This window comes from Caldithrix sp., assembly GCF_056497305.1.
Map to the genome: position 1 here is coordinate 1 of NZ_JBSMDE010000049.1, position 25420 is coordinate 25420.

General features: G+C 45.4%; 22 protein-coding genes. 10 read left to right on the forward strand and 12 right to left on the reverse strand.

The window, feature by feature from the left end; genetic code table 11:
* The first annotated feature begins 193 nt into the window (after positions 1–193).
* Positions 194–2350: a DUF5916 domain-containing protein gene (locus ACWB0I_RS04005; protein ID WP_479386749.1), complete on the forward strand. Its 2157-nt coding sequence runs from the start codon at positions 194–196 to the stop codon at positions 2348–2350.
* Here ACWB0I_RS04005 and ACWB0I_RS04010 read toward each other — a convergent pair.
* The 9 genes from ACWB0I_RS04010 to ACWB0I_RS04050 form a co-directional block, all read right to left on the reverse strand.
* A complete protein-coding gene (locus ACWB0I_RS04010) occupies positions 2347–3582 on the reverse strand; it encodes a tetratricopeptide repeat protein (protein ID WP_479386750.1) in 1236 nt (411 codons plus the stop codon). The two genes, ACWB0I_RS04005 and ACWB0I_RS04010, sit on opposite strands and share 4 nt — an antisense overlap.
* Positions 3583–3808: 226 nt before the next feature.
* The gene (locus tag ACWB0I_RS04015) at positions 3809–4390 is read right to left on the reverse strand and encodes a hypothetical protein (RefSeq protein WP_479386751.1); all 582 of its coding nucleotides are present in this window, start codon (positions 4388–4390) and stop codon (positions 3809–3811) included.
* A 10-nt stretch (positions 4391–4400) separates the two neighbouring features.
* On the reverse strand, positions 4401–4829 hold the full coding sequence (locus ACWB0I_RS04020; RefSeq protein WP_479386752.1) for a GTP pyrophosphokinase: 429 nt from the start codon (positions 4827–4829) through the stop codon (positions 4401–4403).
* Between the two features lie 3 nt (positions 4830–4832).
* Entirely contained in the window at positions 4833–6203 is a 1371-nt protein-coding gene (locus ACWB0I_RS04025) for a M16 family metallopeptidase (protein WP_479386753.1), read from the reverse strand.
* A gap of 2 nt (positions 6204–6205) precedes the next feature.
* Positions 6206–7486, reverse strand: coding sequence for a M16 family metallopeptidase (locus tag ACWB0I_RS04030; RefSeq protein ID WP_479386754.1), 1281 nt, complete (start codon positions 7484–7486; stop codon positions 6206–6208).
* Between the two features lie 142 nt (positions 7487–7628).
* A complete protein-coding gene (locus tag ACWB0I_RS04035; protein ID WP_479386755.1) occupies positions 7629–8213 on the reverse strand; it encodes a TlpA family protein disulfide reductase in 585 nt (194 codons plus the stop codon).
* A 19-nt stretch (positions 8214–8232) separates the two neighbouring features.
* On the reverse strand, positions 8233–8886 hold the full coding sequence (gene pdo, locus ACWB0I_RS04040) for a protein disulfide oxidoreductase (RefSeq protein ID WP_479386756.1): 654 nt from the start codon (positions 8884–8886) through the stop codon (positions 8233–8235).
* A gap of 17 nt (positions 8887–8903) precedes the next feature.
* Entirely contained in the window at positions 8904–9245 is a 342-nt protein-coding gene (gene trxA, locus ACWB0I_RS04045) for a thioredoxin (RefSeq protein WP_479386757.1), read from the reverse strand.
* 275 nt (positions 9246–9520) lie between these two features.
* A complete protein-coding gene (locus ACWB0I_RS04050; protein ID WP_479386758.1) occupies positions 9521–9934 on the reverse strand; it encodes a hypothetical protein in 414 nt (137 codons plus the stop codon).
* Positions 9935–9957: 23 nt separating this feature from the next.
* Between ACWB0I_RS04050 and ACWB0I_RS04055 the strand changes: the two genes are divergently transcribed.
* Positions 9958–10596, forward strand: a complete 639-nt coding sequence (locus ACWB0I_RS04055; RefSeq protein WP_479386759.1) for a sulfotransferase — start codon at positions 9958–9960, stop codon at positions 10594–10596.
* A gap of 1036 nt (positions 10597–11632) precedes the next feature.
* Complete coding sequence (locus ACWB0I_RS04060) at positions 11633–13231, forward strand: aspartate:alanine exchanger family transporter (protein ID WP_479386760.1); 1599 nt, start codon at positions 11633–11635, stop codon at positions 13229–13231.
* A gap of 60 nt (positions 13232–13291) precedes the next feature.
* Here ACWB0I_RS04060 and ACWB0I_RS04065 read toward each other — a convergent pair whose 3' ends face one another.
* The 3 genes from ACWB0I_RS04065 to ACWB0I_RS04075 form a co-directional block, all read right to left on the reverse strand.
* Positions 13292–13417 (reverse strand): hypothetical protein, encoded by a 126-nt coding sequence (locus tag ACWB0I_RS04065; protein WP_479386761.1) that lies wholly within the window; start codon positions 13415–13417, stop codon positions 13292–13294.
* 196 nt (positions 13418–13613) lie between these two features.
* Positions 13614–14333, reverse strand: coding sequence for a nucleotidyltransferase family protein (locus ACWB0I_RS04070; RefSeq protein WP_479386779.1), 720 nt, complete (start codon positions 14331–14333; stop codon positions 13614–13616).
* Positions 14334–14348: 15 nt separating this feature from the next.
* Positions 14349–15794 (reverse strand): RapZ C-terminal domain-containing protein, encoded by a 1446-nt coding sequence (locus tag ACWB0I_RS04075; RefSeq protein ID WP_479386762.1) that lies wholly within the window; start codon positions 15792–15794, stop codon positions 14349–14351.
* Positions 15795–15857: 63 nt separating this feature from the next.
* Between ACWB0I_RS04075 and ACWB0I_RS04080 the strand changes: the two genes are divergently transcribed.
* The 7 genes from ACWB0I_RS04080 to ACWB0I_RS04110 all read left to right on the forward strand — a co-directional run bounded on the left by ACWB0I_RS04080 (position 15858) and on the right by ACWB0I_RS04110 (position 25414).
* Positions 15858–16007 carry a hypothetical protein gene (locus ACWB0I_RS04080; RefSeq protein ID WP_479386763.1) on the forward strand — a complete coding sequence of 50 codons (150 nt, stop codon included), beginning with the start codon at positions 15858–15860 and terminating at the stop codon, positions 16005–16007.
* Between the two features lie 257 nt (positions 16008–16264).
* Positions 16265–18061, forward strand: coding sequence for a M14 family metallopeptidase (locus tag ACWB0I_RS04085; protein WP_479386764.1), 1797 nt, complete (start codon positions 16265–16267; stop codon positions 18059–18061).
* Positions 18052–18966: an N-acetylmuramoyl-L-alanine amidase-like domain-containing protein gene (locus ACWB0I_RS04090; RefSeq protein ID WP_479386765.1), complete on the forward strand. Its 915-nt coding sequence runs from the start codon at positions 18052–18054 to the stop codon at positions 18964–18966. The genes ACWB0I_RS04085 and ACWB0I_RS04090 overlap by 10 nt, the downstream gene beginning before the upstream one ends.
* Positions 18966–21395 carry a M14 family zinc carboxypeptidase gene (locus ACWB0I_RS04095; protein ID WP_479386766.1) on the forward strand — a complete coding sequence of 810 codons (2430 nt, stop codon included), beginning with the start codon at positions 18966–18968 and terminating at the stop codon, positions 21393–21395. Before ACWB0I_RS04090 ends, ACWB0I_RS04095 begins: the two co-directional genes overlap by 1 nt.
* 661 nt (positions 21396–22056) lie before the next feature.
* Positions 22057–23325 carry a glutaminyl-peptide cyclotransferase gene (locus ACWB0I_RS04100; protein ID WP_479386767.1) on the forward strand — a complete coding sequence of 423 codons (1269 nt, stop codon included), beginning with the start codon at positions 22057–22059 and terminating at the stop codon, positions 23323–23325.
* Complete coding sequence (locus ACWB0I_RS04105; protein ID WP_479386768.1) at positions 23277–23645, forward strand: transglutaminase-like domain-containing protein; 369 nt, start codon at positions 23277–23279, stop codon at positions 23643–23645. Before ACWB0I_RS04100 ends, ACWB0I_RS04105 begins: the two co-directional genes overlap by 49 nt.
* A gap of 431 nt (positions 23646–24076) precedes the next feature.
* Positions 24077–25414 carry a multiheme c-type cytochrome gene (locus ACWB0I_RS04110; RefSeq protein WP_479386769.1) on the forward strand — a complete coding sequence of 446 codons (1338 nt, stop codon included), beginning with the start codon at positions 24077–24079 and terminating at the stop codon, positions 25412–25414.
* Positions 25415–25420: the final 6 nt, after the last annotated feature.

A 25420-nucleotide genomic window follows, 5' to 3' on the forward strand; every position in this document is an offset into this window, starting at 1 on the left:
TAATTCGTAATTCGTAATTTTTAATTAAATATTGCTCTCTTGTACATTCTTGGCTTTGCTGTGTTCTCTGTAGTCGATTACAGGTTACGGCGCTTCTGCTTTCGATTAACGAAAAAATTTTGAACCAATTCCGGAAAGTTGTAATTTCAGCCTTTTCATTTAGGTTTAAGGTGAAAGGAATCTAAACGTTCGTATGCGAATCTCTATTCTCTTTCTAATTGCTTTTTTAACCCTGGTTTTGCCGGCACAGGCACGTAATGGCAAAACTTATCCGGATGTGATTCAGGCAATTCGTGTGAAAAAGGCACCCCGTATAGACGGCCGGCTCAATGAACGATGCTGGCAGAAGGCGCCCAAAATTTCCAATTTTACACAAAGAGAGCTACAGGAAGGGCAACCCGCCACAGAAAGAACCGAAGTAGCTGTGGTTTACGATCAAAAAGCGCTGTACATCGGCGTCTGGTGTTACGACAGCGAGCCCCAAAAAATCAGCGCTAAAGAGATGAAGCGCGATTTTTTCCCACGTAACGATGACAACTTTGAAATCGTTCTGGATCCCTACCATTCAAAGCGTAGCGGGTACTTGTTCATCATCAACCCCAACGGCGCCCGCCACGACGCCTTGATTTCCGATGAAGGTCGCTATATTAACCGCAGCTGGAATGGCGTGTGGGATGTCGCCACACAGATCAATGAAAGGGGCTGGTTTGCAGAACTGGTCATCCCATTTTCCACCTTAAATTTCCCCCGACAAAAGGAACAAACCTGGGGTATTAACTTCGAACGCAACATACGACGCAAAAATGAGCAGGTTCTCTGGCAGGCCTGGTCTCGCGATTACGACCTGGAAATGCTCTCCCTGGCCGGCACTTTAACGGGCTTAAAGAACATTGCCAATCCGGACCCCTGGGAATTTAAACCCTATGCTACCCTGGGCCTGCAACAGGAATCGGAAAGCGGACTGGACAAGGTGAGCAAATTGGGCGGTGATGTGAATTATCGCATTACCTCCAATATTAAACTCAACTTAACCGTGCATACCGATTTCGCCCAGGTTGAGGCCGATCGGGCGCGGATCAATTTAACGCGCTTTTCCCTTTATTATCCCGAAAAACGCCAGTTCTTTTTAGAGGGTAATTCCGTTTTCGACTTCAAGTTAGACCGCAGAGCGCAGGTTTTTTACAGCAGGCGGATTGGATTACATGAAGGCGAAGAGGTGCCCATTATTGGCGGCCTTCGCTTGCTGGGCAAACAGGGACGCACCAACATCGGGCTTTTATCCATTCAGACGGCTAAAAAGAACGATTTAAAATCGACCAATTATTCGGCCCTGCGCATTAAGCAGGATGTGCTGGAACAGTCCTACGTGGGAATCATTGCCACCAGCAAAGCAGCCGCAGATACCTCCAATTATGTGGGCGGTCTTGATTTCGGGTATTCCACCTCCAATTTTTTAGGCGACAAAAATTTGAGATTTGGCGCTGCGCTGGCCGGTTCCCACACCAGAGGGGGGCTCAATAAGAACAATTTAGGCTACAAAGTGTACTTGAGTTTGCCGAATGATTTCATTGAATACGATCTGGCCTATCGTGTGGTGGAACAGCATTTTAATCCGGAAATCGGCTTTTTGCGGCGTACAAACTACCGCCATTTGTACACTGAACTTCAACTGAATCCTCGTCCTGCTTTTTTACCCTGGGTACGTAAACTGGAATTCAAGCCACTGGACGTGGATTACTACTGGAACAATGAAACCGGCGCCCTGGAATCGTTTGAAGCCGAATGGCGGCCTTTAGGGATTGGCGCCAAAAGCGGCGACTGGTTCGAATACAATATTCAACGTTTTTTTGACTATCCACAGGAAGCCTTCACTCTGCACGACACATTACAAATCCAGCCCGGTCGGTACTGGAATACGCGTCATGAGCTGCAATTTTACAGTTTTGGCGGGCGGCGCTGGTTTATTGGAAATTCTACCAGCTGGGGCGGTTACTACCAGGGGCAGCGCCTATCCAGCCAATTCATGTTACGCTTTAATGTGAACCGGCATCTGAATTTACGCGGCGATTATGAGTGGAATTTGTTAAAATTTGAGCCCCTCCAATTTACAACCCACGAGCTTGGCGGTCGCATCGAATACGCCTTTAATCCCAAACTCATCTCTTCGTTGTACGGGCAGTGGAACAATGAAGACCAGGAGATTCTCTTGAATTTTCGCTTGAGCTGGATTCCGGTGGTGGGCAGTGATTTCTATCTGGTAATCAACCAGGTACTGGATACAGCCGGTTCTGGAGTTACCCTGAAAGAGACCGCGATTCTTTCCAAAATCGTCTGGCGTTTTGTTCCTTAAAAACTCATTTTAGAAACAATCAGCTTTTTGAGGGATTGGGCCGGCAGGTAGTCTGGTTTTAGATTCAGGGCTTTATTGCAATCGGCCAGAGCATTGGTAAAGTCCTGTAAATCAAAATAGGTCAATGCCCGCATGTGATAGCCCTCAGGCTGATAGGCATCGACATCCAGCGAGTGTTCAAAATCCTTTAGGGCCAGATCATATTTTTTAAGCATGCGGTAGGCCAGACCGCGGTTATTTAAAGCGCGCAGATTCTGGGAATCAAATTTGTAGGCCTGGGTAAAATCTTTAATGGCTTTCTCGTAGTCGCCCTGCACAAAATAGGCCATGCCCCGATGATTGTACACAATCGAACGAATGGCGGGTTTTAATTTCTGCCTTAAAATTTGCGTGTAAATCTGGATGGCTCTGGGAAATTGCTGCTTGCTGTGCGCTTCCAGAGCTTCAAAGAGTTGCTGCTCAATGTTTGATTTGGAGATAATGGCCGAGGGCAGTTCGATCTCTTTGTAGGCTTCGTGTCCATTGCCCGGAATAACCGTGCCATTGGGTAAGAGAATCTTTTGCGTCATGGTGTAGTCGCATTTTTCACGTAAGGTTTTAATGGCTTTCTGGTAGTCCCGAATTTCCTGAAAAATAATGTCGCTTAAGGTTAGCGTGGCATTTAACGAGGCCAACTTTCGTTTGATGGGCTCGTTCAGCATGGTAAAATTGGCTTTGTAAATGAGCTCATGTTCCACCTCGGCCCAAGCATCCTGCAGGATAGTTCGTAACTGGATTTCGCAGGTTCGCCCGCTGTAAGGGATGAAACCATTAAACTGGTTTTCCGGTAGCTCAACGGTCAGATGGATGGACTCATAGCTGAATTCATTAAGCGGCTTGCCCGCGCTTTTGTGTTCAATTTCAATAACTTTAAAATGATTTCGAATAAGGGCCTCGACCTGTTCAATATCTTCTAAAAAAGGACAAATGATGCGCAGTCCGATCAGATCGTTAATAATGATAGGGCTGATTTTCTTTTGCCGGTAACGAATCAGCTTCTGAAAATAGGAATCAAAGGATTTTAAACGAAATTTAATATTGAAATTGATGTTGGTTTTGATGAGAAGTTTACGTAATTGACGATACAGGCGATTCATGTTGTTTTCGTAATCGTGGCGGTACCTTTCATACAAAATCAATAGTCTCTGGCGTTCTGAAATTGTGGTTTTTAATTGAATGCCGGTTTCTGTCATTTGACGCTTCCTTTTGCTTTATGCGTTTAGCCAGGAAAGTAATTTAATATGAAACGTTTTCAAGTACAACGCTTTGATCTGATTAACATTTTTTGCTATCCGTTCAAATTCACAGGAACATTTAACGCCTTAAGCGCTATTTAGTTCTGAGATTGAAAAATGGCAGCGGTTGAGGCCTCTTCTGAACGGATTGCGAAAGATTCCGCACCTGCTAAAAACATTTTATTTAACCCCGAACAGCCAGCAGTGTTTCCAGATTATCCCGATTTAACAGCGCTACATTGGAAGAAAAAAAGAGTTCATTCAAAGGATGGTCAAGCAAAAAAAGGGAGTAAGGTTTTTGTTGCAACTGATCAAAATAAGCCTGTAAACGGCCGCCTTCTTCGATGTAAAAAAAGAGGATTTTAGAACAGTGAGCAAAAAGAAGCGCATCGCGTTTGGCAACCAGTTGCTGGTTGGCCCTTTTACTGGTCGTCTCCGGAGCGATGATCAACAATTTTTGTTCGCTCAGTAAAGCCATTTGTCGGGGCGTCAGTTTAAGATCGTTAATCTCACGGGCAAAATAGTGAATGACATTGGCCGGTAATCGCGGTTCAAACAGACGCAATAACCGTTTTTCGACAGGGGACTGCCAGCCGCCGGCCAGACTGATCGGCAACCTAAGCAGGTTTTTGAAAACCTCTTCAATGGCTGGAATGAGTGGATCCGGAGTGTGTCTGGAAGCAAAGATGGCTAATTTGTTCTGACTCAATAATTCAATATTGCCTCGCGAATGAAAAACCATGCTCGGTTCGTTGTCAGCAAACATGGTTCTTTCCTCAAGTTTTTGTTTCCTCTAACATGGCAAGCGCCTTTAAATATTTGTTCAAACGCTCTGCATCTTCATCGGTAATTACCTTTAGTCTGGAGACATCCAGATTGTCCTTCAAATCGGCCTTTTTCACCTGAGCAGCCAGAGGATTGCGAGCAAGACGCTGCACATATTCAAAATAGTCTTCTTCTTCTTTTCTGGTCAGGTCAAGCACAGCCTGTAAAATTTCTCGGTCGAAGCCGGCCCCTTCCAGGTCTTCAATCTGCATGTCAGAATTTTCCAGCACATCGTGCAACAGGGCTACGACTTTGGCGGGAAGGGAAGTGACCTGCTGCATAACCCGCAGGATATGTAAGATGTAGGGCTGGCCTGCTTTGTCTTTTTGCCCCGCATGAGCTTTTAGAGAAATTTCCAGAGCTTTTTCCAGAGTATTCATGTTTTAATCCAATGGATTTCCATCGAGGTCAAAAAATTGGATTTCAAATTGGTCCTTCAGTGCTTTTCCCACCTGATCACGATCGCCAACCAGAACCACCTGCATGGCCTGTGGGTTGATATGGGTTTGGGCTGCCTGATTAACCTGTTCCATCGTAATGCCGGCCAGTTTTTCGCGAAACGTACGGTAATAGTCCAGCGGTAAATCGTAGGTAACAATGTTGGCAATGGCATCGCTGATCTGATCAATCGTTTCAAAAGCAGTGGGGAAAACGCCAATTAAGTAGCCGGCAGCGCTGCGCAGTTCGTCAGCGGTTACGCCCTTTTCTTTCAAACGCGCCAGTTCCTTAAAGATTTCCTGCAGGGCAGGTGCAATAAATTCCGACTGGATGGAAGCAGAGATCATCAGTAAACCGACACCGGGGCGATATACCAGATTGGAATGAATGCCATAGGTAAAACCATGCTTCTCCCGTAAGTTAAGATTTAAGCGGGAGAGGAAATAGCCTCCTAAAATTTCGTTCATCAGTTTTAGTTTGAAAAAATCAGGGTGTTGACGCGGGGGCATAAACTGCCCGACCCGTACTTCAATCTGCGCTGCCCTGGGCTTGTGGATGAATAAAATGTTCTGCTTTTCAGGAGGATTTACCGGTAGTTCCAATTCAGGCGCCACAGTCGTTCGCCTTGCTCGTGTAAAATAGCGCTCTGTTAGGTCAAGCGCTTCTGGCGGTTGAATATTTCCGGTGTAAATCAGAGTTGGTTTTCTCATTAAAAACGTATTCTGGTACAGAGATTCAAGCTGCTGCAATTCAATCTTTTGCAAGGATGACGAAAGGCCTTCGATCGGCAAGGCGTAACGATGTCTTTTAAAAAGGTGACGCAGAAAATGCTCATTGGCCACCCTGCCTGGCATATCTTTAATCTGCAAGCGATCGATCAACGCTTCCTGCTTCAAGCGACTGAACTCTCTTTCCGGCAGAACCGAATGGTGGAGAATCTCGCTGCTCAGCTCCAGTCCGCGTTGCAAATGATCTTTTAAAATATTTAGTTCAAAATAAAATCCGGTCCAGCCCAGGTGTGTATTGTAATGAGCGCCCAGTGTTTCAAATTGTTGGGCAATCTGCGCACTGGTGAACCTTTTACTGCCTTCCAGCAAAAGCAGAGAAAGCAAGTTGGCCTGCCCTTCCTTACCTGGCTGATCGTCCAGGGGGGACAAATTAAGGTGAAACAAAACATTTACCAGGGGCAAATGGTCTTTGTGCACCACAATAGCCTGCGATTCATCCGGCAGCTTGTGAATTTCAAATTCAGGAAAATGAAACGGCCTGGGTTGGCCGGGCTGGGGTATGTTTTCTCTATTGATTTTCAGGCTCATTATTACCTCAGTTTATTTTCTTTAGGCAAATAAATAACAGCAACGCGATTTTCCGGAACCAGATACTGTCTGGCAGTGTCCCGTAAATGCGAAGCGCTAATACGTAAATAGTGATCGATTTCTTCATTTAAATGGCTTGTTTTACCATGGTAGGTAAAGTACATGTTCAGCATGTCCGCCCGCACCGAAACAGACTGCAAATCCCGTATTTTCTGAGCCACAATCTGGTTTTTGACGCGCTCCATTTCCTGTTCGGAAACAAGCTCGTTGGACAGTCGCTCCACCTCCTGATCGATTTCCTGGCGAACCTGCTGTACCGATTGCTTGGGTTTGGGCGTGGCCACAATAAAAAACAGGGAGGTATCAATCATCGGCAGGACAAAGGTCTGGATGTCCTGTACAATTTGTTTTTCCTGAACCAGTTTTTGAATGAAACGGGAGCTTTTACCGCCACTTAAAACGCTGGCAATGAAATCGCCATGGTACACTTCAGCAGAAGAAATGCCCGGCAAATGATAGGCAAAATGCAAGCGCGGTAATTGAACATGGTCTTCAACTTCGATTTCTTTCTGTCCTTGATTGTAACCGTCAAAATGGCTTTCCACTCCGGGAATATTTTCGTAAGGAGGGATCTCCTCGAAGTATTGAGCGATGAGCCGCCTGACTTTGGGAATGTCGAAATCGCCGGAAAGCGCCAGGCTGGCATTGTTTGGCGCATAATAGGTTTTAAAAAACTGGCGGATATCGTCCAGAGTGGCTCTTTCCAGATCGCTCATGTAACCAATAACCGGCCAGTGATAGGGATAATCTGGCGGGTAGGCCAGCTCCAGAATCTTTTCCAGCCATAAGCCGTAGGGCTGGTTTTCGTAACGCTGACGTCGTTCGTTTTTGACTACCTCTAACTGCGTTTTGAATTTTTCCTCGTTGAGCGCCGGGAGTAAAAATCCCATGCGATCCGATTCAAGCCACAATCCCATTTCCAGATAATGCGAGGGCAGTGTTTCGTAATAATTGGTTCGGTCAAAGTAGGTGGAACCATTCAGTGTGCCGCCCACGCTCTGGATGAGTTGAAAATGCATTTCCGGCGGAACATGCTGGCTTCCCTGGAACATCATGTGTTCAAACAAATGGGCAAAGCCGGTTTTGCCGGGCTGCTCGTTGCGCGAGCCCACCCGATACCACAAATTAATCGCCACGATAGGCACCGTGCGGTCCTGATGCAAAATGACGTGTAAACCGTTGGACAGCTGATATTCTTCAAATTCTATTTTAATTCTGGACATTCAATTCCTTTTTTTAAATGGCTCATTCTGTGCTTTGCTGAACATGAAATCTAACAAAGGGGAGCATCGGATTCCAGTAAAAAATAAAAGCGCTCTGAATCTTTTTCAGAACGCTTTTTAGGGGAGGAAGTTTATGAGAATCCTACAGTAAATCTTTGATAATACCCTCGAACACATCTTTAGGCCTTGAACCAACGATGCGTTGTACTACTTTTCCATCCCGATTAATGACAAAGGTGGTCGGGATGCTACGAATGCCTCCGTAAAGCTGGGACACCCCTTTACTATCGTAAAGTATGGGATAGTTAATGCCCAATTGTTGAGCAAAGGGTTTTACTTTGTCCACATTCTCAAATTCCCGCGGATCAACAGCCACTCCCAGGACAACAAAACCATCCTCTTTGTACTTATCTACCAGCTCAATAAAAGACGGGATTTCTCTACGACATGGAGGACACCAGGTAGCCCAGAAGTTTAAAAACACAACCTTGCCCTTGAAATCGCTCAGGCTCACCTCTTTGCCGCTTAAATCGGTAAGCGTAAACCCCGGAGCTTCTGGATATTGATTGGCTTGTTGAGCAACGGTTTGCGACTGTGTTGGGCTCGATGCCTTTACGGTTTTGGTCGTATTGTTAGCGCCGTTCAACATGAGAATAGTTAAAAAAATTACCAGGGCTGCGGCTACTCCCAGGGTTAAGAAACGCTTGTTGATTTTACTTACTCCCATAAAAAAAGTCCTTCCTCAATTATTGCTTCATGGATTTAAAATAGGTCACAATGTTTTCAATAAATTGTCTCTCGGGCAATGCCCCCTCGATCGCATGATCTTCGCCCACCATGGTTCGCGGCACACCGCGCACATTGTAACGCATCGAAAGATGTGGAAATTCCGTTGCTTCTACCATATCCGCTACAATGTTCGGGTTTTCAATAGCCATTTTATGGGCCAGGCGCACCGCACGCGGACAGTAGGGACACGTCGGCGTTACAAAGACCTGTAAACGCAACGGCGCATCGATTTGTTTCACCAGTTCCCGTGATTCCGGACTTAACCCCGAATCCCCTTTGGAAACATCCACAATATCTTCAATAACTGATGAAAATTCATAGCCGGAAGGAATGCCGTAATAGCGAATTCCGTAATCTTGCTGACCTTCAATGACCGTTGCCGGAATTTTATCGATGGCATATTTTTCCGCGGCTTCCTTGTCGGTGACAAAATTGTAAACCTTCAGCGTGATTTTGTCACTCAGCTCGGCCAGCTCTTCCAGAATCTGGCGTGTTTCACGGCAGTACTGGCATTCAATCTCCTGCGTAAAATTGCTGATGACCACTTCGTTTTCTAAGCCGGAAAACAGATTACGAATATATTCTTTGTCTTTTTCCTGTAAAAAGCCCATTTTCAGCTCCTCTCATTTTAGTTCATAACACTGGCGCTGGCCGTGTAATAATCCAGCTTTCCTGTGATCATGTGTTTTGGTACAGCGCCCACCATTTGATCCACTACTTCGCCGTCCTTAAACAGCAATAAGGTTGGAATGCCCATAATATTGTAACGGGCCGCTACCTGCGGATTTTGATCTGTGTTTAGCTTAACGATTTTTACCCGTCCGGCATATTCACGGGCAATTTCTTCCAGAACAGGGGCAATGATCCGACACGGCGCACACCAGGGCGCCCAAAAATCTACCAACACCGGCAGATCAGATTTCAGAACCACCTGTTCAAAACTGTAATCATCGACTTCGATTGGTTTCATCTATTTCCCTCCGCTTATTTTCGTCTTGTTTGAGAACTTTTGTTTTTGATGCAATTTTGTTGGACAGGATACAAAACGGAGATCACTGAAAGAAGATTTTGATTTTACCAGCCTTTCATTTTATTTTAAATTTATTTTGCTAAAAAATAAAGTGCCTGGTGCAGAAGAGAAGTATTAATTTGATTTTGAAACACGGGGTCTTTACATAAAAAAGTAAGATAAATCTAAATAAAGGCCCACAAGGGGGCCTTTAAAATCTAAGAACAAAGAAGCCATTAACGGTTGGCTATCTGGTATCCTGCATCCAGTAATACAGCGGCTACCTGTCGTTTAATTTTTGCGTCTTTTTCGTAAGGATAGTGAAGCTGCAGGTAGCCCAGGTCAAAACGACTGTTGATCTTGTGCAGGGCAATTAACGCCAGACGTCGTACGCCAGGATCATTGGACTCTAAAAAAATGTCCATCAAATCGAAACGGGCGGCGTACACATCGAGGCTATCGTGATAGCGAATGATCTGCTGCATGGCGGAAGCCCGTACTCCGGCATTGGGCGAAGTGACAGAACGGACCAATTGTTTACTGAATGCTGACCAGTCGGCACGCGGCTTTTCCTGTGCAAAAGCCATGGCTAAAAAACTTAGCAACACCAGAAAGGTAACAAAAAAACGGCGGTAAATGGGGTGTAACATAAAAACCTCCTGAAGGTTGATGAATGTCCTATTTGCTGTTTACGGGACGAAGTGTTTTTAGTTGCGCCAATTTTGCGATAAATATGAAAGATATGAATAAAAATACGATTATTGTAGTCAGTGGATTACCGCGTAGCGGCACCAGTTTGATGATGCAAATTTTGCATGAAGCTGGTTTTCCGCTACTTACAGATGGCCTACGCCAGCCAGATGAGAACAATCCTCAAGGCTACTTTGAATACCAGGCTGTAAAAAAATTAAAAGAAGATCAGCGCTGGCTGTCCTTAGCCCGTGGCAAGGTGGTTAAAATCGTTTCGCCCCTCCTCATCTATTTGCCCGACGACTTTGTTTACAAAATCATTTTCATGCATCGTAATCTGGACGAAATCATAGCCTCTCAAAATAAAATGCTTAAGCGTACCGAAACTTCAGAGGCTTCCGGCCCGATACGCAGTCAGCTGGCCAACCATTTACTGCAAATTCACCACTATCTGGCAAAAAAGACCAATGTACAACTTTTAAAAATAGATTTTAACACCCTCATCCAGAAACCGGAAACGGAGCTGAAAAAACTGGGCGTTTTCTTGGGCCGGCCCATTGATCTGAATCAAATTAAAAAGGTCATTCGTCCGGATTTGTACCGAACACGCATTTCATCCTGAGAAGAGGTATTTGAGCCCAGACACTTTTTAAAATTTAAAAATAAATATTCATAGCTTTGTGAAATTTAAGAGAAAATTTTGTGATTTTTCTTTGAAAAAATGGAAGAGTTTAGTATAAAAACCACGAATTTCAGGGATTAACACGAAGATATTTGATGTAATTTAAATAAAATTCGATAATAATACCTTTTTAGAGTGGACTCATGGAAAAAAAATGGATGTTCTTTTTGTGAATTTATTTAACAAAGAAAGTAAAGCTATTATGGAGAATACAACGCTATTAAGTACCAAACGATGAAAACCATTTTATGTATGGTGATGTGTTTTTTATATACATGGTTAGAACTGTTGGCTTTGGCAGTTAAAGAAATCTTGTATTGGCAAAAGAATATTTCCCACCAGAACCCATCATATCCAACAATGGACTATGAACCGTGATTTTTTTGATTGCAGGATTGACATGGTTAGATTTTTCTGGGGCCAGGAATCTGTACCTGAAAATTGTGAATTGACTTTCCGTGGAGCGCTCAATCGAGGCCATCCTTTAATCCTGGTGCAAAACTTGACTTTCAGCAGGTTTATTTACAAACAACGGTTTTGCGCAGTTTATTAAAAAAGTGGGAGCTCTTTAACAATACAGCGTTGGTTAGCAAATGGTGCTCCCATTGTTGTGCTGCTCTTTGTTTAAAGCTCTCTCGGATGAAAGAAAAAACATTGACACCTCGCCCCATTTTTGCGGGAATGGAATGACATTCGTGCTGGCTTTATCTTAAATACACCGTTCGCAGTTTTTAAAAAAAACTTGGGATTCAATTTTGGTCATGGAGGTGGCCCTTATATGCATTCATTATTTTGCTACGTTTTTTACAGAAGATTAATTGTTGCGGTACTGTGGTTTTAGTGATGGGGGCGTGATGGATCGGAGCCTGAAAGAACAGGATGGGGTACCTGGCAAAAGGTATTAATATTGTTTCTTGTTGGAAAAAGTATTAAGTTTGTAAAAAATTGCACAATGTAGCATGGAGAATCTAAATCAATGGATGTTTCAACATATCTGCACACTCATCCTGTTTTTCTGCTCTTTTTGATCATTGTAAGCGGATTTATTCTGGGACGCATCCGTGTTTTGGGCTTTTCGCTGGAAACGTCGGCTATTCTGTTTGTAGCAATGGCCTTTGGCAATTATGGTTTTAGCCTGCCCCATGAATTTCAGACTCTGGGCCTAATTTTGTTTATCTATGCTATTGGATTGCAGGCCGGGCCTTCTATTTTTAACATCTCTAAAAAACAGGGCTTTCAATTAAATTTGATTGTGTTTATCCTCATCTCCTTTGGCGCCTTACTCACCCTTGCTCTGGCCAAACTGCTACATATTGCAATGCCCATGGCCGTTGGACTTTTTACTGGAGCATTAACCAGCACGCCCGGCTTAGCAGCTGCTCAGGAAGCAACCGGCTCTCCCCTAACCTCCACCGGTTATGGTTTGGCTTATAGCTTTGGAGTTATCGGAGTCATCCTTTTTATTAAATTAATGCCCACGCTTTTCCGAAAACAGATTAGTGAAGAAGAAGAGAACATCAGGAAAGAAGAGGAAAAGAAGAGAAGACCCATTTTACGCAAAGAGGTTTTAATTACCAATCAGTCCCTGGATGGTAAGACTTTAGAAGAGCTACAGTTTTTTGAAACCACGGGTACTGTTATTTCACGCATTTCTCAAAAAGGACAGATCATTATTCCCGGCCCCAAAACGGAGTTACACGTTGGGGATGTGGTGCGCATCATTGGAGATGAAAAACAGCTTAAGGCGATCATCCCCTTTCTGGGAAAGGAGAGCGATGAACCGTTGCCGGATGTCAGTCATTTTGAATCGCGTAAATTTATCTTAACCAATCGCGACATTGTGGGTAAAACCATTGGCGAACTAAATTTGCGTCAGCGCTTTAACGCCAACATCACGCGCGTCCGGCGCGGCGGACTTGAATTTACCGCCGAACCTACTCTAAAATTGCAATGGGGCGATCGTATCCGCGTGGTGGGCGAGGCAGATCAAATGGGACAAATCCGAAAGCTTTTTGGCGATGAAATGAAAAAGGTAGAATACGGCGATGTATTCGCAATTACCATGGGTATTTTAATCGGTGTGTTAATCGGCTTAGTTCCTTTTTCCATTGGTCGCATCTTTTCATTTAGCCTGGGGTTAACCGGAGGGGTTCTGTTTGCCGGGCTCATTCTCAGCAACCGCGGAAAAGTAGGACCCATAATATGGCAGGTTCCGGTGCCCATTATTACGTTCATGCGCGACATGGGATTGGTTTTCTTTTTAGCCGTGGTAGGCACAAAAGCGGGCGCCCAGGTTGTACAAATTTTGAAAACCTCCGGTCCCAGGCTGATCCTAATGGGCGCTCTGATTACGCTCTTCCCCATGATCCTGGTTACCATCTGGGCCAGAAAGAAATATGGTTTGCATTTGCTGGAATTGATGGGAATCATCAGCGGAGGAATGACCTCAAGCCCCGGATTGGCGGCTGCCACCAGTATGACCGAGTCTCAGAGACCGGTCATTTTGTACGCTACGGTTTATCCTTTTGCCATGATCCTGATGATTATCTGGGCTAAAATTCTGGCTCTCTTTTAGAACGTTATTCATGTTCAATGCATGTTTTACAAATTTTCAGTTTCATTCTGATAAATTGGCTTAATCAAAACGCATGTAGCCTGGCAGATTTGTGATGATTGCAAAATAGAAATGCGTTTCTCCATTCATAGTAAAGCTACGATTTCCTTTATGGTAGGGAAGGTTGTGCTCAGGCGGTTCTGTCATTCTTAGTTCCAATGGATCCTTTTACCGTTTACTCCCATCTGTTGAAGCGAGCGGAAATCCTGATTGTTGAAATGAAGCATATCCCAATTCAAAGTTCTCTTTAATAAAGCAGTAAAAAATTTCTACGCTAAAGCATTAAACTTTTTATTAAAGTATTAAACCGCCTGTCTGCAGGGATGAAAAAAGTAAAAACGGATTACAACCAGTCCTTAACAAATTCCCTGGCCAGCGGGAGCGATTCCTTTTTGCCCACATCGAGCCAGCGGGCTTTCTGTTCCAGATAGCCGGAAATGGTAAGCCCCTGTTGGGCCATGTCCAACAGAGCATTAATGAGCGGAAATTTTTCTTTTTGAGGAAAGAAATCAAAAATCTGAGGACGCATTACCTGAATGCCCATAAAGGAGAAGGCTTGTAAAAGCTGTTCCTTTTTTGTGGTTAGGCGCTTTTCCCCGCTTTCCACATTTTGCCAGCCCGACAGCCGCATCCGATCGTTGAACAACAGATAGCGTCTGGTTTTTCTGCGCCGAACAGCCAGGCAGGAAAGGGCCTGGCCGGATTTCAGGCATCGCACCAGATTTTCGTAATTCATGTCGGTTAAAACATCGACATTGTGAACCAGAAAGTAGGGAGCGTCTCCCAGGAACCAGCGTGCCTTTTTAATGCCCCCGCCCGTGTCTAACAGTTCTTCTTCTACAGAAAATTCAATATGAATTCCAAAGTTGTGGTGCGCTTTTACAAAATTTACAATTTGTTGTGCATGGTGATGCACATTGATGATGATTTCAGTAAAACCGAACCGCTTCAGGCGCTGGATATTCCATTCCAGTAATGTCTTTCCGGAGATTTCAACCAGGGCCTTTGGCCGGTCATTGGTCAAGGGCCTGAGCCGCGTACCCAATCCGGCAGCCAGAATCATGGCTTTCACGAGGCATTACCCCTGCAACATTTCCAGTTCACGGTGGCGCACCTGAACTTCAATTTCTTTGTCGGCATATTTTTCTTTTAAATATTGTGCCAATTGGTCGGCACAATAAACGGACCGGTGTTGTCCTCCAGTGCAACCAAAGGCCACCATAATATCCGTGAAATTTCGTTCCAGATAATTGGGAACCATCAAATCGAGCAAGCCCTGGACGTATTTCAGAAACTTTTTGACCTGCGGAGATTGTTCCAGATATTGAATAACGGCTTTATCCTGTCCGGTGAGCGTTTTGTATTGGCTTTCACGCCCCGGATTCGGGAGCATGCGACAATCGAAGACAAAACCTCCGCCATGTCCTTTTTCATCTACCGGAATGCCGCGTTTGTAAGAAAAACTCTGAATGCGCACCGTCAGGCGCAAATGCGCATCGCCGAATTGACGTAGCTTGCTGGAGCGCACCAGTTTTTCCCACACCCCGCTGAGTTCGGGGATGTCGATGGCTAGCTGCACATTGTGCAGGAGCCACTCTAAGTTTTGAATGGCATAAGGCACGCTTTTCAGAAAATGTTCTTTACGCTCGTAAAAGCCACGAAATCCGTAAGCGCCAAGGGCCTGCATGATGCGAATAAAGACGTAACCGTAATAATACTGAAGAAATTTTTCGCGGTTAACAGGAATGTACTGTTCGAGCGCTTTCAAGTATTCTTCCAGTAAAAGCTGGCGAACGTCGTTTGGAATATCGGCTTTGGCATCAAACAAGAGCGAGGCTAAATCGTATTGTAAAGCGCCCTTTCGGCCGCCCTGATAATCAATGAAATAGGGCTCTCCACCGATGAGCATGATGTTACGTGATTGAAAATCGCGATACAAAAAATAGTCCCGATCGGTAGAGAGCAAAAAATCCATAAAGGTCTGGAAATCGTTCTCCAGCGCTTGTTCATCAAAGGGAATTTTGGCCAGCTTCAAAAAATAGTATTTAAAATAGTTTAAATCCCAGTGCATGGACTGGCGGTCAAAACTGCCCCGCGGGTAACAAACACTGAAATCCAGACCTTTATTGGCCTCAACCTGAAAACGGGGCAAATAGGTCACTACTTTTTTGTAAACATCGATTATTTTTTGAGAAAATCCTTCTTGGGCCCGCACTTCGGTTAAGAAAGAAAAAAGCGTGGTGTCGCCTAAGTCCTGTTCCAGATAAATGTTCTTGTCCAGTTCCTGCAAATAGATTTCCGGTACATTTAATCCCAGTTCACGAAAGTGCTTGGTAAAGGTCAGAAAGGCAATGTTTTCTTTTAAATTGGGATTAAAAACACCGATGGCCCGTTCGCTTTTACCTTTAATACGAAAATATTGTCGATCGGAACCGTGGGCCGGAAGCGGTTCAAAACTCTGTCCACTTTCTCCGGCCCACCGCTCAAAGAGCTTTAATAGATGCGCTTTAATTTCTTCTGTCAATTTTGCCCTTTCCTTTTGGGTTCGGATTACTCAGTATTTGAAAAAAGGAAAATTAAGGCAGAAATGAACAAAACACAAAAAGCAGGGAAAAAAAGTAAAGGCAGCGAAGCCTCAATCCAAAAATTTCCGCAGGGATTTAAGGAACCACAGAGCGCACTAAGAGGCACAAAGGACGCCCGTCTGGTCGAGGCAGCCGGACAGGCAAAAAATTAGTTTTAATTAAAAATTACGAATTACGAATTATTTTGTGAAAGGGCAAATGGTGCCCAAGAGGTTGAAAACAATGCCGGCATGTCTTTCTGAGTCACCGATTTATCGGGGCTAAGAATCCCTTACACTGGCAGACCATTCGAAAGAGCAACGTAACTCGAGCTTTAGTTCAAGAATTTTGATCTTACGATTCACAAGCAGGTGCATCTCAAGTTGTTTTTTGTTAAATTGTTCCGTATTCAATCATGGAGTTCATGCCTATGACTCGATTTTTTCTCTGGCTGTCTTTGGTGGCAATTACCTGTTTTAATCTCGCCTTTGGGGATGATTGGCAAACCGATTATGAGCTTTCGCATTTCAAAAGCACGCCCACTTACCAGCAAACCATCCGGTTTTGCCAGCGTCTGGCGGCTGCTTCTCCCTGGGTTCAATTTAGTACCTTTGGGCAAAGCGCCCAGGGTCGAGATTTACCTTTGCTGATTGTCAATAAAGAAGGCCAGTTTCGTCCTGAAACCGTGAATCGTCAGGAAAAGATCATCGTTCTGGTGCAGGCCGGAATTCATGCCGGCGAAATTGACGGCAAAGATGCCGGATTACTCTTGCTACGCGATCTGGTGGTAAAACAACGTCATAGGGACTTATTGGACCATATCGTTCTTCTGTTCATTCCCATATTTAATGTAGATGGCCACGAACGCTTTGGCCCTTACAACCGCATTAACCAGAACGGCCCTCAGCAAACGGGCTGGCGCACCAATGCCCTTAATCTAAATCTGAATCGTGATTATCTGAAAGCCGATGCACCTGAGATGAAGGCCTGGCTGGCGCTTTTTACACGCTGGTTACCCGATTTTTTTGTGGACATTCATGTAACCGATGGGGCAGATTACAAATACACCACAACCTATCACCTAGATACGCACGGGCTTTTACCTGCTGATTTTAATGCTTTTCTAAAGCGGAAATTTCTCCCCCAATTTGAAAAGGCCCTGCAACAAAAAGGTTGGCCGCTGATAAACTACGTTTCCTTTCGTCGCCGTCATGATCCAACCAGCGGCCTGATGGGCTGGGTGCCCTGGCCCAGATTCTCCAATGGCTACACTCCACTCCACAACCGCCCGGCTTTCCTGGTGGAAAATCACATGTTGAAAAATTACAAACAGCGCGTCAGCGCTACTTACGATTTGCTGACTACGTTGTTCAGAGTTCTGATCAAAGAGAAGGCGGAATTAAAAAAACAGATCGACCAGGCTGACCGGCAAATGTTAAACAGATCATTCCTGGAAAGCCCCTTTGTCTTAACGTACAAAAGAACGGCCGACAGTGTATTGATCGACTTTTTAGGCTATGATTTTGAAGCTCAAAAAAGTTCGCTTAGCGGAGGCATCTGGTTCCGTTTTGATGAAAGCCGGCCCAAAATTTTTCATGTTCCCTTTTATGACACTTTTGTCCCGGACAGACAGGTTCGTTTACCCCTGGCTTATGTGGTGCCTGTGGAATGGAAATCGGTCATTGAGCGTTTAAAGTGGCATGGAATTCAATATTACCAATTAAAACGGCCGTTTGAGTTGACGGTGGAGACGTACACTTTTAAAGATGTTCAATTTGCTCCTCTACCGTTTGAAGGCAGGCAGATGGTTCAGTTTAAAACCAGGCCCATGCGCTTTAAACGTCGTTACCAAAAAGGCTCTGTGCTGGTACCCCTACGCCAAAAAGCCGTTAAAGCGATTGTACAGATTCTGGAGCCGGATGCCCCCGATTCTTTTATGCGCTGGGGATTTTTTAACACCATCCTTGAGCAGAAAGAATATGTGGAATCCTATGTGATGGAGAAAATGGCGCGTGAAATGCTCCAACAGGATGAGTCGTTGCGTCAACAATTCCAGCAAAAACTAAGAACCGATTCATTGTTCGCCCAGAATCCACGAACAATTTTAAACTGGTTTTACCGGCATTCTCCCTATTGGGATCGCTTTAAAGATGTCTATCCTGTTGGTAAAATCACAGAACAAAGCATGCTTGACAAGCTGATGGAAGGAGCCATACCATGCGAATGATTTCAATGATTTTCATGATTTTAATCTTTGTTTACCTTAATGTTGCTCAGGAGGTCAATAAAAAGTTCTACCAGATGACGCCTCAGCAGATCGATTCTCTGATCAGAGCAGTGAGTAAAAAGCCGCTTACCATTACAGAAAAGATGAACATCTTTTCTCGCTACTTTTTAGGTATGCATTACAATTTTAACTGTGTAGGGGATGGCCCCTATGCCCTTTATGAGCCCTGGCCTCTGGTTAATTTTAAGGAGACAAATTGCATGTCCTATTGTGAGCACGTGTTAGCGCTTTCTATTTCGGATTACTGGGACAATTTTTTTAACAATCTGCAACACATACGCTATCGGGACGGATTGATTGGCATGAAAACCCGAAATCATTACACCATGGCCGACTGGCTACCCCAGAACAGCTGGTTGTTAGAGGATGTTTCAAAAAAAGTAGGCGGAGCGTTTACCAGACAGGTTAGGCGTACGATTTCGCACAAAAAGTTCTTTGCCGGAAAAGGTATTACAGACACCACCGACGTTCTGCCCGACAGAACGCTGACCATTCATTACGTACCCCTGGAAAAGTTAGCCGATGCCCGGGTCAAACAAAGATTAAAAACAGGAGATGTCTGCGCCTTAATCTTTCGTCACGAAAAAGATATTTTTTCAGCCCATATGCTGATGATCATGGACAATAACGGGCAAAAAGTGGTGCGCGAATCGACCACGCGGGGTATGACCACTTTTGATACCCCTTACGATGAGTGGGTTAAAATGATTAATGAAAAATATGGGGAGCGCTACATGGGGCTGGCCGTTATGCGCGTTCGTGACGATTTAAACACCAGGGGACGCATTATTAAACCCTGGGAAATAGGCGCCCTTAAAAAACGTGTTCGCAGAGGAGAAAAGTAGTGAAAAGACCTATTCTTTCCCTGGTACTTTTGTTATTTACGCTTAGCTCATTGCGGGCTGCCGCAATTGAGATCAATCGCTATTCAGAAGTGGAAATCTTTTTACCCCGTGCCAGCCAGATGAAAACCCTGAATAGGCTGGGCTTGCAGTTTGATCATATTAAGATTGTAGAAAAAGTGCATGGGGGGCTCCGTTTTAAAGCGGTGCTCAATGCGCAGGAGTTACAGATTTTACAGCAATCTGCTGTGCCATATCAAATTATCATTCCGGATCTGGTTCAGGATTATTTACAGCGTCAGCAAACGGCGCAGATTAGCGCCCTAAGCCGCCAAAATCTGCCAGCCGGTTTTGAGTACGGCAGCATGGGCGGGTATTACACCTTTTCCGAAGTCGTCAGTGAATTGGATTCCATGCATTTGAATTATCCGCAGTTGGCCAGCGCCAAACAGTCTTTGGGCCTTTCCATAGAAAACAGAGACCTGTGGATGACCAAAGTTTCCGATAATCCGGATTTAGACGAAGAGGAGCCGGAAGTTCTTTTTACGGCTTTGCACCATGCGCGCGAACCGGCCGGTATGATGGCCTTAATCTATTTTATGGACTATTTGCTGGAAAATTACGGCGCGGATCCGGAAATCACCTATCTGGTGGATCATCGGGAGATGTATTTTGTACCTGTGGTTAACCCGGACGGATACGTGTACAATGAACAGACCAATCCGGATGGAGGCGGGCAATGGCGTAAAAACCGTCGGCCGGTTCAAAATTGGTATGGTGTGGATCTGAACCGCAATTACGGCTACATGTGGGGCTACGATGATGAGGGTTCCAGTCCATATCCTTTTAGCGACACCTATCGCGGGAGCGCTCCCTTTTCCGAGCCAGAAACCCAGGCGATTCGCGATTTTGTTAAAGCCCGCCAGCTTAAATGTGTGCTCAATTACCACACCTATGGCAATGTGCTGATTTATCCCTGGTCTTACACCAATGCCCAGACACCGGATTCTTTAACTTATTTTGAGTGGGGCGATTTACTCACGCGGGCTAACCATTACAATTTTGGCAATACCTATCAGACTATCAATTACAATGCAAATGGCGATGCCGATGACTGGTTGTATGGCGAGCAGAGTGAAAAAGCAAAGGTGCTGGCTTCGACTCCGGAAGCTGGAGGCGATGACGACGGGTTCTGGCCGACACAGGAGCGCATTGTACCCATTTGCCAGGAAAACATGAAAGCAAACATCAATTATGTTTGGCTGGCCGGCTGTTTTCCCAGGGCGCGTAACTGGAAAATTATTTCTGATGACAATCAAAACGGTTTTTGGGAAGCCGGGGAACAGGTTCAGCTGGTCTGTTTTAGTAAAAACGTGGGCCTTACAGAGGGCCAGAATGTTTCAGTAGAGATCAGCAGCAACCTGTCGGGCCTTGTTAGCCTGAACACAGGACAGAATCATCTGCATGCAGCCTGGCCCAGCCAGCAGGTGGTCAGCGATACGTTTTTGCTTTCGGTGGACAGCCAGATAGCGGAAGGCAGCCAGGCCTGGCTGATGCTCCGTTACAACCTGGACGGTTTTGTTTTGAGCGACACACTGGGCGCTATCGTTATTGGAACGCCCATTGTGGTCTTTAGTGATGACGGTGAAAACGGCTTGAATAACTGGCAGACTGGAGAGGGCTGGGGCATTGAACCGGACACGCTTCAAAACGCCAATCAATCTTTTAGCGACAGCCCTTTTGGCAGGTACCAAAATAATGCGGATAATCGTTTAACGCTTAAAGACCCACTGCAATTGCCCCAGGCTGATTTCATCTTTTTAAATTACTGGACTCATTGGGATGTGGAACGCGTCTATGATTTTGCTACGGTTGAAATTTCAAGCGATTCCCTGAACTGGCAAACTTTAAAAACGTACAGCATGTTAAACGGCTCCGGAAAAGGCCAGCAAAACGCTTCGCAAAGCGGATACGATGGATTCTGCAATTTTTGGCGACAAGAATGGATTGATATTTCCGACTTTCAAGGGACGGATCAGGTGTATCTACGTTTTAGATTGCAAAGCGACGGAGGCGTGGTGAAAGATGGCTGGTATCTGGACAATATCCGTGTTCTGGCCTACAATTCACTGCCTTCGGCTCTGGCCGTACAGAAGGAAGCGGCGCCGGGTGAGCTTCAACTCTTACCGGTTTACCCTAATCCGTTAAACGCCAGCGCCACAGTACGCTATGTTCTGAAACATCAGGGAATGGCCGATCTCTCTCTTTACAATGTTCAGGGGCAAAAAGTGGCTGTCCTGCTTAAAAGAAAACAAACAGCGGGCAACCATGTTTTACGATTCAACGCCAATCATCTGGCCAGCGGCATCTATCTGCTCAAATTACATGCCGGTCAGCAGAGTAGATTTCAAAAGGTGATCGTGTTGAAGTAATCGTTTAAACTCTTTGTAATTGCCAGACCATGTTGTTTAAAGATATTGGATTTCCGCCATTGTGGAATAGAACTTTTGGGAAAATTTTCTAAGGCAGCCAAGCCGCAAACAAAATCAACCGCAGAGAGCACCCGTCTGGCACCGGACAGGCCAGTCTGGCAGCACCAGCCTGAAAGGCCCGTCTGGCCACCGGACAGGCAAAGAATTAATTTTAATTAAAAATTTCGAATTACGAATTATTTTGTGAAGGGGCAAGTTTCCCCAGGCAGTGAAGGCTTGTGCCGAATGTCATTCTGAATCCCGCTTCAGCGGGAGGAAGAATCCCTTACACCTACAGAGAATTAACAGGCGCAACGTAACTCGAGCTTCAGCTCGAGGCTTTGGTAAGGGAAAAGCATTCACAAAGTGGGCAAAGATTGCAAATAGAAAATTGCAAAACTATCTTCATATATCAGAGTAAAACTCATCACAGCGGCACAATTTGTTCCCCCTTCCCTTTATTAAAAGAAGGGAAGGGGGGCGGGGGGTTAGGATATTCAGCACAAAAATTTTCGCTCGCTAAAGTGCTAGAATTTTTAAAAGAAGTATTCTAAAAATGTTTTCCTTGTATTCTGTTGTGTTGTAATTTCAGGAAAGAATCATAACAAGGGGAGGCATTACCATGCAACGTTTCGCTATTCTTCTGATTTTATTGGTAAGCTCTATCGATCTATGGGCCCATCCCGGAAAAATTTTAAATCAATTCAAAACACCGGGCGCTTTCTGTACCGGACTTACTTTTGATGGTCAGCATTTGTGGATTGCGGACTACAAAACCGATCGCATTTACCAGCTGGAGCCAAAAACAGGTAAAATCTTGCACAAAATACCTTCTCCGGGCTTTTGGCCCATGGGTCTGGCCTGGGATGGAAAATATCTGTGGAATGTGGATAAAAAGGCCAGACAGATTTTTAAACTGGATCCGCAAACAGGAAAAATTTTGACAGTTATTGATGCACCTTCGGCTGATCCCCAGGGCCTGACCTGGGACGGCCGCACATTGTGGCTCAGTGATGGCCGATCCAACAAGATTTACAGTCTGGATTTAAGCGACGGTACGGCGATTAAGCGTTACGATGGGCCGGCGCGACGCGTTAATGGCTTAACCTTTGACGGCACCTATTTGTGGGCCAGCGATCGCCTGATGAACGAGATCTATATGATCGATCCACGCAATGGTGAAATCATTTTAATCATCGACGCACCCGGACCCTATCCCCGCGGCCTGGCCTACGATGGCCAGAACCTGTGGTGTGTGGATCACCAAACGGATCAGGTTTACCAGTTGGTGCGCAAAGACGACGAAAAGTTCCGTTTGAAAGACAAACGCCATGCTCTTATCACCTTTTCCGATCAGGTGAAGGCTTACGGCAGCGGTCAGCTTCACAATCTGGAGTTTTACATTGCCGTACCACAGGATTTGCCGAATCAAAAAATTCTGAAAAAACAATTTACTCCTGAATCGTTCACCCTGGTGGGCGATCAATGGCAGCAACCTATTGCCTTGTTTCGTTTCCAGAATATCAAAGCCAATGCCAATGTTGAAGTTCAAATGCAGGTTGAAGCCAATATTCAGGCCATCGATTATTACATTTTTCCGGATGAGGTTGGCACTCTGGAGGACATTCCTCAGGAGATTCGAAAAGCTTACACAGCTGATGGCGGAAAATACCGTCTTACGGATCCCTTTATTCAACGTATAGCAAAAGAGATTGTCGGAGATGAAAAAAATCCCTACTGGATGGCGCGTAAAATTTTTGACTACGTGCGCAATACCCTGGAATACAAATTGGAAGGCGGCTGGAATGCAGCGCCTGTGGTTTTACAACGGGGAACCGGGTCTTGTTCGGAGTATACACTTTTAGTTTTATTGCCTTGTGCCGTGCCGTAGGCTTGCCGGCCCGTTACGTGGGTTCCATTGTGGTGCGCGGTGATGATGCCAGTCTGGATGAGGTGTTCCACCGCTGGCCGCAGGTCTATTTGCCCCATTATGGTTGGATTCACATAGATCCTCAGGGCGGCGATAAACCACGTCCGCGCGACCGGGCCATGAACATCGGACATTTGAGCAATCGGTTTTTGATCACCACTCTGGGCGGAGGCGATTCCAAATATCTGGGTTGGTATTACGATTACAATCAGGTGTATCAGTGCGATCCTCAATTAAAAATCGATATTGAAAGCTTTGCCGAATGGGAACCATTGCAATAAGGCGCTCCCGGACGTGCTGCCTTGGAATACTTCCTTCAAAATCTGTTGAACCGTTGAATGAGCATTGGGATGACATAGCGAATTCCCATTGTTCGTGAATGGTATTTCCAACATAGGTGAGAAAATTTCCCCACCAAGCTTTCCCCTTCTCCCAGACTTTTATTCTGGGAGAAGGGGATCGAGGGGGTGAGGGCTAATTCGTGAAATGACTTCCGCTGTTGGAGGAGTAAAGTTAGGAGTATATGAGTGTAAGAGTTAAAGGGTTTCGGGGCACAGGTCTATCATTTTTTAAAGAAGTTTTTTGATTGCGGCCCTGCTGCCTTAAAAACAAAAAGCGCTTTTTGCCGGTTACGCGTAGAACATTGCGATCATTTGTTTTTTTTATTATTATTGTTTCTTGCCATTCCTGAGTAACAGGGGAGGGAGCAGATATGCGTTACCTGTTGTGTATTGCTTTGTTATTCTCTTCGGTTGTACTTTTTGCCCAGCCACCCGTAGGGGATGAAGCTTTAGGCACCAGAAAATATGAAGAGTACGAGAAACCGGAAGTGTGCGCCACCTGCCACGATATGTTCTACCAGCAATGGAAACAGGCCATGATGTCCCAGGCTTACACGCATCACTGGGACGAAGTGGAGTATTTTAAGCTGGCAGTGCCTCATGCGGAAAAAGACGAGGTAGTTGCCGGTGTGAAGGCGGGCTGCAATGGCTGCCATGCTCCTGTTTCCTTTTTAGCCGGAGATGTTCCGCCGCCAAAACCGGAAACCAATTCGCGAGCCAATGAATCTGTTTCCTGCGATGTGTGCCACACCATTAGCGGGTTTAAAGGCGAAGTGCCCTTTAACTACAACTACATTTCTCAACCAGGACGCAAAAAGTTTGGCCCCAAACCGGGTCTGAGTTCTCCGCACCACGACACCGAAGAGAGCGATTTCATAAAAAGCGCTGAATTTTGCGGAACCTGTCATAACGAAAAAAGTCCTTACGGCGTATGGGTCAAATCGACCTACCTGGAGTGGAAGGAAGGACCCTATGCTCAGCAGGGGGTGCCCTGTCAGGTTTGCCACATGCCAAAAGCCAGAGGACAAACCGCCAAAATGGCCAAAGAGGACATGGTGTCCATGCATCTTTTTCACGGTGCGCATGATGAAGGCAAGTTGAAAGGAGCTGTTGAGATTCGCATGAATCCAATTGAGCGTGAAGTGCCTTATGATGGCACTGTGGCCATTCAGGTGCAACTGTTTAATGGAAAATGCGGACACAAAATTCCTACTGGCTCTGTAGAAGACCGCATTATGTGGTTGCATGTAACAGCCACAGATGCCAATGGTAAAGAGTACCATTTGCCGGTTGACAAAAAGGGTTTTGCCGGCGAAGAATACACCATCGGCACGAAAGAACTGGCCTATCAGGATATGGGCCTGCCATTGGGGCTGGATTCTTTTGCCGGGCTGCTCAGGGACGGCGTGGTACCTGTTGGCGATCGCATCTTTCGTATGCCCTATTTTGATCCGCAAGGTCGAATGACCATCATGCAGTGGAACACCAAATCTTTGGGCGTGGATTACCGCATTGGCCCCCGGGAAACCAAAGTGGAAACCTACACCTGGGAGCTACCTGAAGATATTCCGGTCGGTAAAGTTACCTTTAAGGCTGAATTAATCTACCAGAAATTGGTCCAGTCGGTTGCCGAGTATCTTGGTGTACCGGAAGAAGCTGAGCCGGTTTTGATTAACATGGCCACGACCTGGGTTGAAGTGTATGAATAAGAAATA

Bases quoted from the DNA above. Each gene is read 5' to 3' on its own strand.
- ACWB0I_RS04080 (WP_479386763.1), top strand. From the start codon at position 15,858: ATGAACAAAACACAAAAAGCAGGGAAAAAAAGTAAAGGCAGCGAAGCC.
- ACWB0I_RS04110 (WP_479386769.1), top strand. From the start codon at position 24,077: ATGCGTTACCTGTTGTGTATTGCTTTGTTATTCTCTTCGGTTGTACTT.
- ACWB0I_RS04010 (WP_479386750.1), bottom strand. From the start codon at position 3,582: ATGACAGAAACCGGCATTCAATTAAAAACCACAATTTCAGAACGCCAG.
- ACWB0I_RS04035 (WP_479386755.1), bottom strand. From the start codon at position 8,213: ATGGGAGTAAGTAAAATCAACAAGCGTTTCTTAACCCTGGGAGTAGCC.
- ACWB0I_RS04020 (WP_479386752.1), bottom strand. From the start codon at position 4,829: ATGAATACTCTGGAAAAAGCTCTGGAAATTTCTCTAAAAGCTCATGCG.
- ACWB0I_RS04050 (WP_479386758.1), bottom strand. From the start codon at position 9,934: ATGTTACACCCCATTTACCGCCGTTTTTTTGTTACCTTTCTGGTGTTG.
- trxA (WP_479386757.1), bottom strand. From the start codon at position 9,245: ATGAAACCAATCGAAGTCGATGATTACAGTTTTGAACAGGTGGTTCTG.
- ACWB0I_RS04085 (WP_479386764.1), top strand. From the start codon at position 16,265: ATGACTCGATTTTTTCTCTGGCTGTCTTTGGTGGCAATTACCTGTTTT.
- ACWB0I_RS04025 (WP_479386753.1), bottom strand. From the start codon at position 6,203: ATGAGCCTGAAAATCAATAGAGAAAACATACCCCAGCCCGGCCAACCC.
- ACWB0I_RS04090 (WP_479386765.1), top strand. From the start codon at position 18,052: ATGCGAATGATTTCAATGATTTTCATGATTTTAATCTTTGTTTACCTT.
- ACWB0I_RS04060 (WP_479386760.1), top strand. From the start codon at position 11,633: ATGGATGTTTCAACATATCTGCACACTCATCCTGTTTTTCTGCTCTTT.
- ACWB0I_RS04065 (WP_479386761.1), bottom strand. From the start codon at position 13,417: ATGACAGAACCGCCTGAGCACAACCTTCCCTACCATAAAGGAAATCGT.
- ACWB0I_RS04070 (WP_479386779.1), bottom strand. From the start codon at position 14,333: ATGATTCTGGCTGCCGGATTGGGTACGCGGCTCAGGCCCTTGACCAAT.
- ACWB0I_RS04100 (WP_479386767.1), top strand. From the start codon at position 22,057: ATGCAACGTTTCGCTATTCTTCTGATTTTATTGGTAAGCTCTATCGAT.
- ACWB0I_RS04005 (WP_479386749.1), top strand. From the start codon at position 194: ATGCGAATCTCTATTCTCTTTCTAATTGCTTTTTTAACCCTGGTTTTG.
- ACWB0I_RS04015 (WP_479386751.1), bottom strand. From the start codon at position 4,390: ATGTTTGCTGACAACGAACCGAGCATGGTTTTTCATTCGCGAGGCAAT.
- ACWB0I_RS04030 (WP_479386754.1), bottom strand. From the start codon at position 7,486: ATGTCCAGAATTAAAATAGAATTTGAAGAATATCAGCTGTCCAACGGT.
- pdo (WP_479386756.1), bottom strand. From the start codon at position 8,886: ATGGGCTTTTTACAGGAAAAAGACAAAGAATATATTCGTAATCTGTTT.
- ACWB0I_RS04055 (WP_479386759.1), top strand. From the start codon at position 9,958: ATGTCCTATTTGCTGTTTACGGGACGAAGTGTTTTTAGTTGCGCCAAT.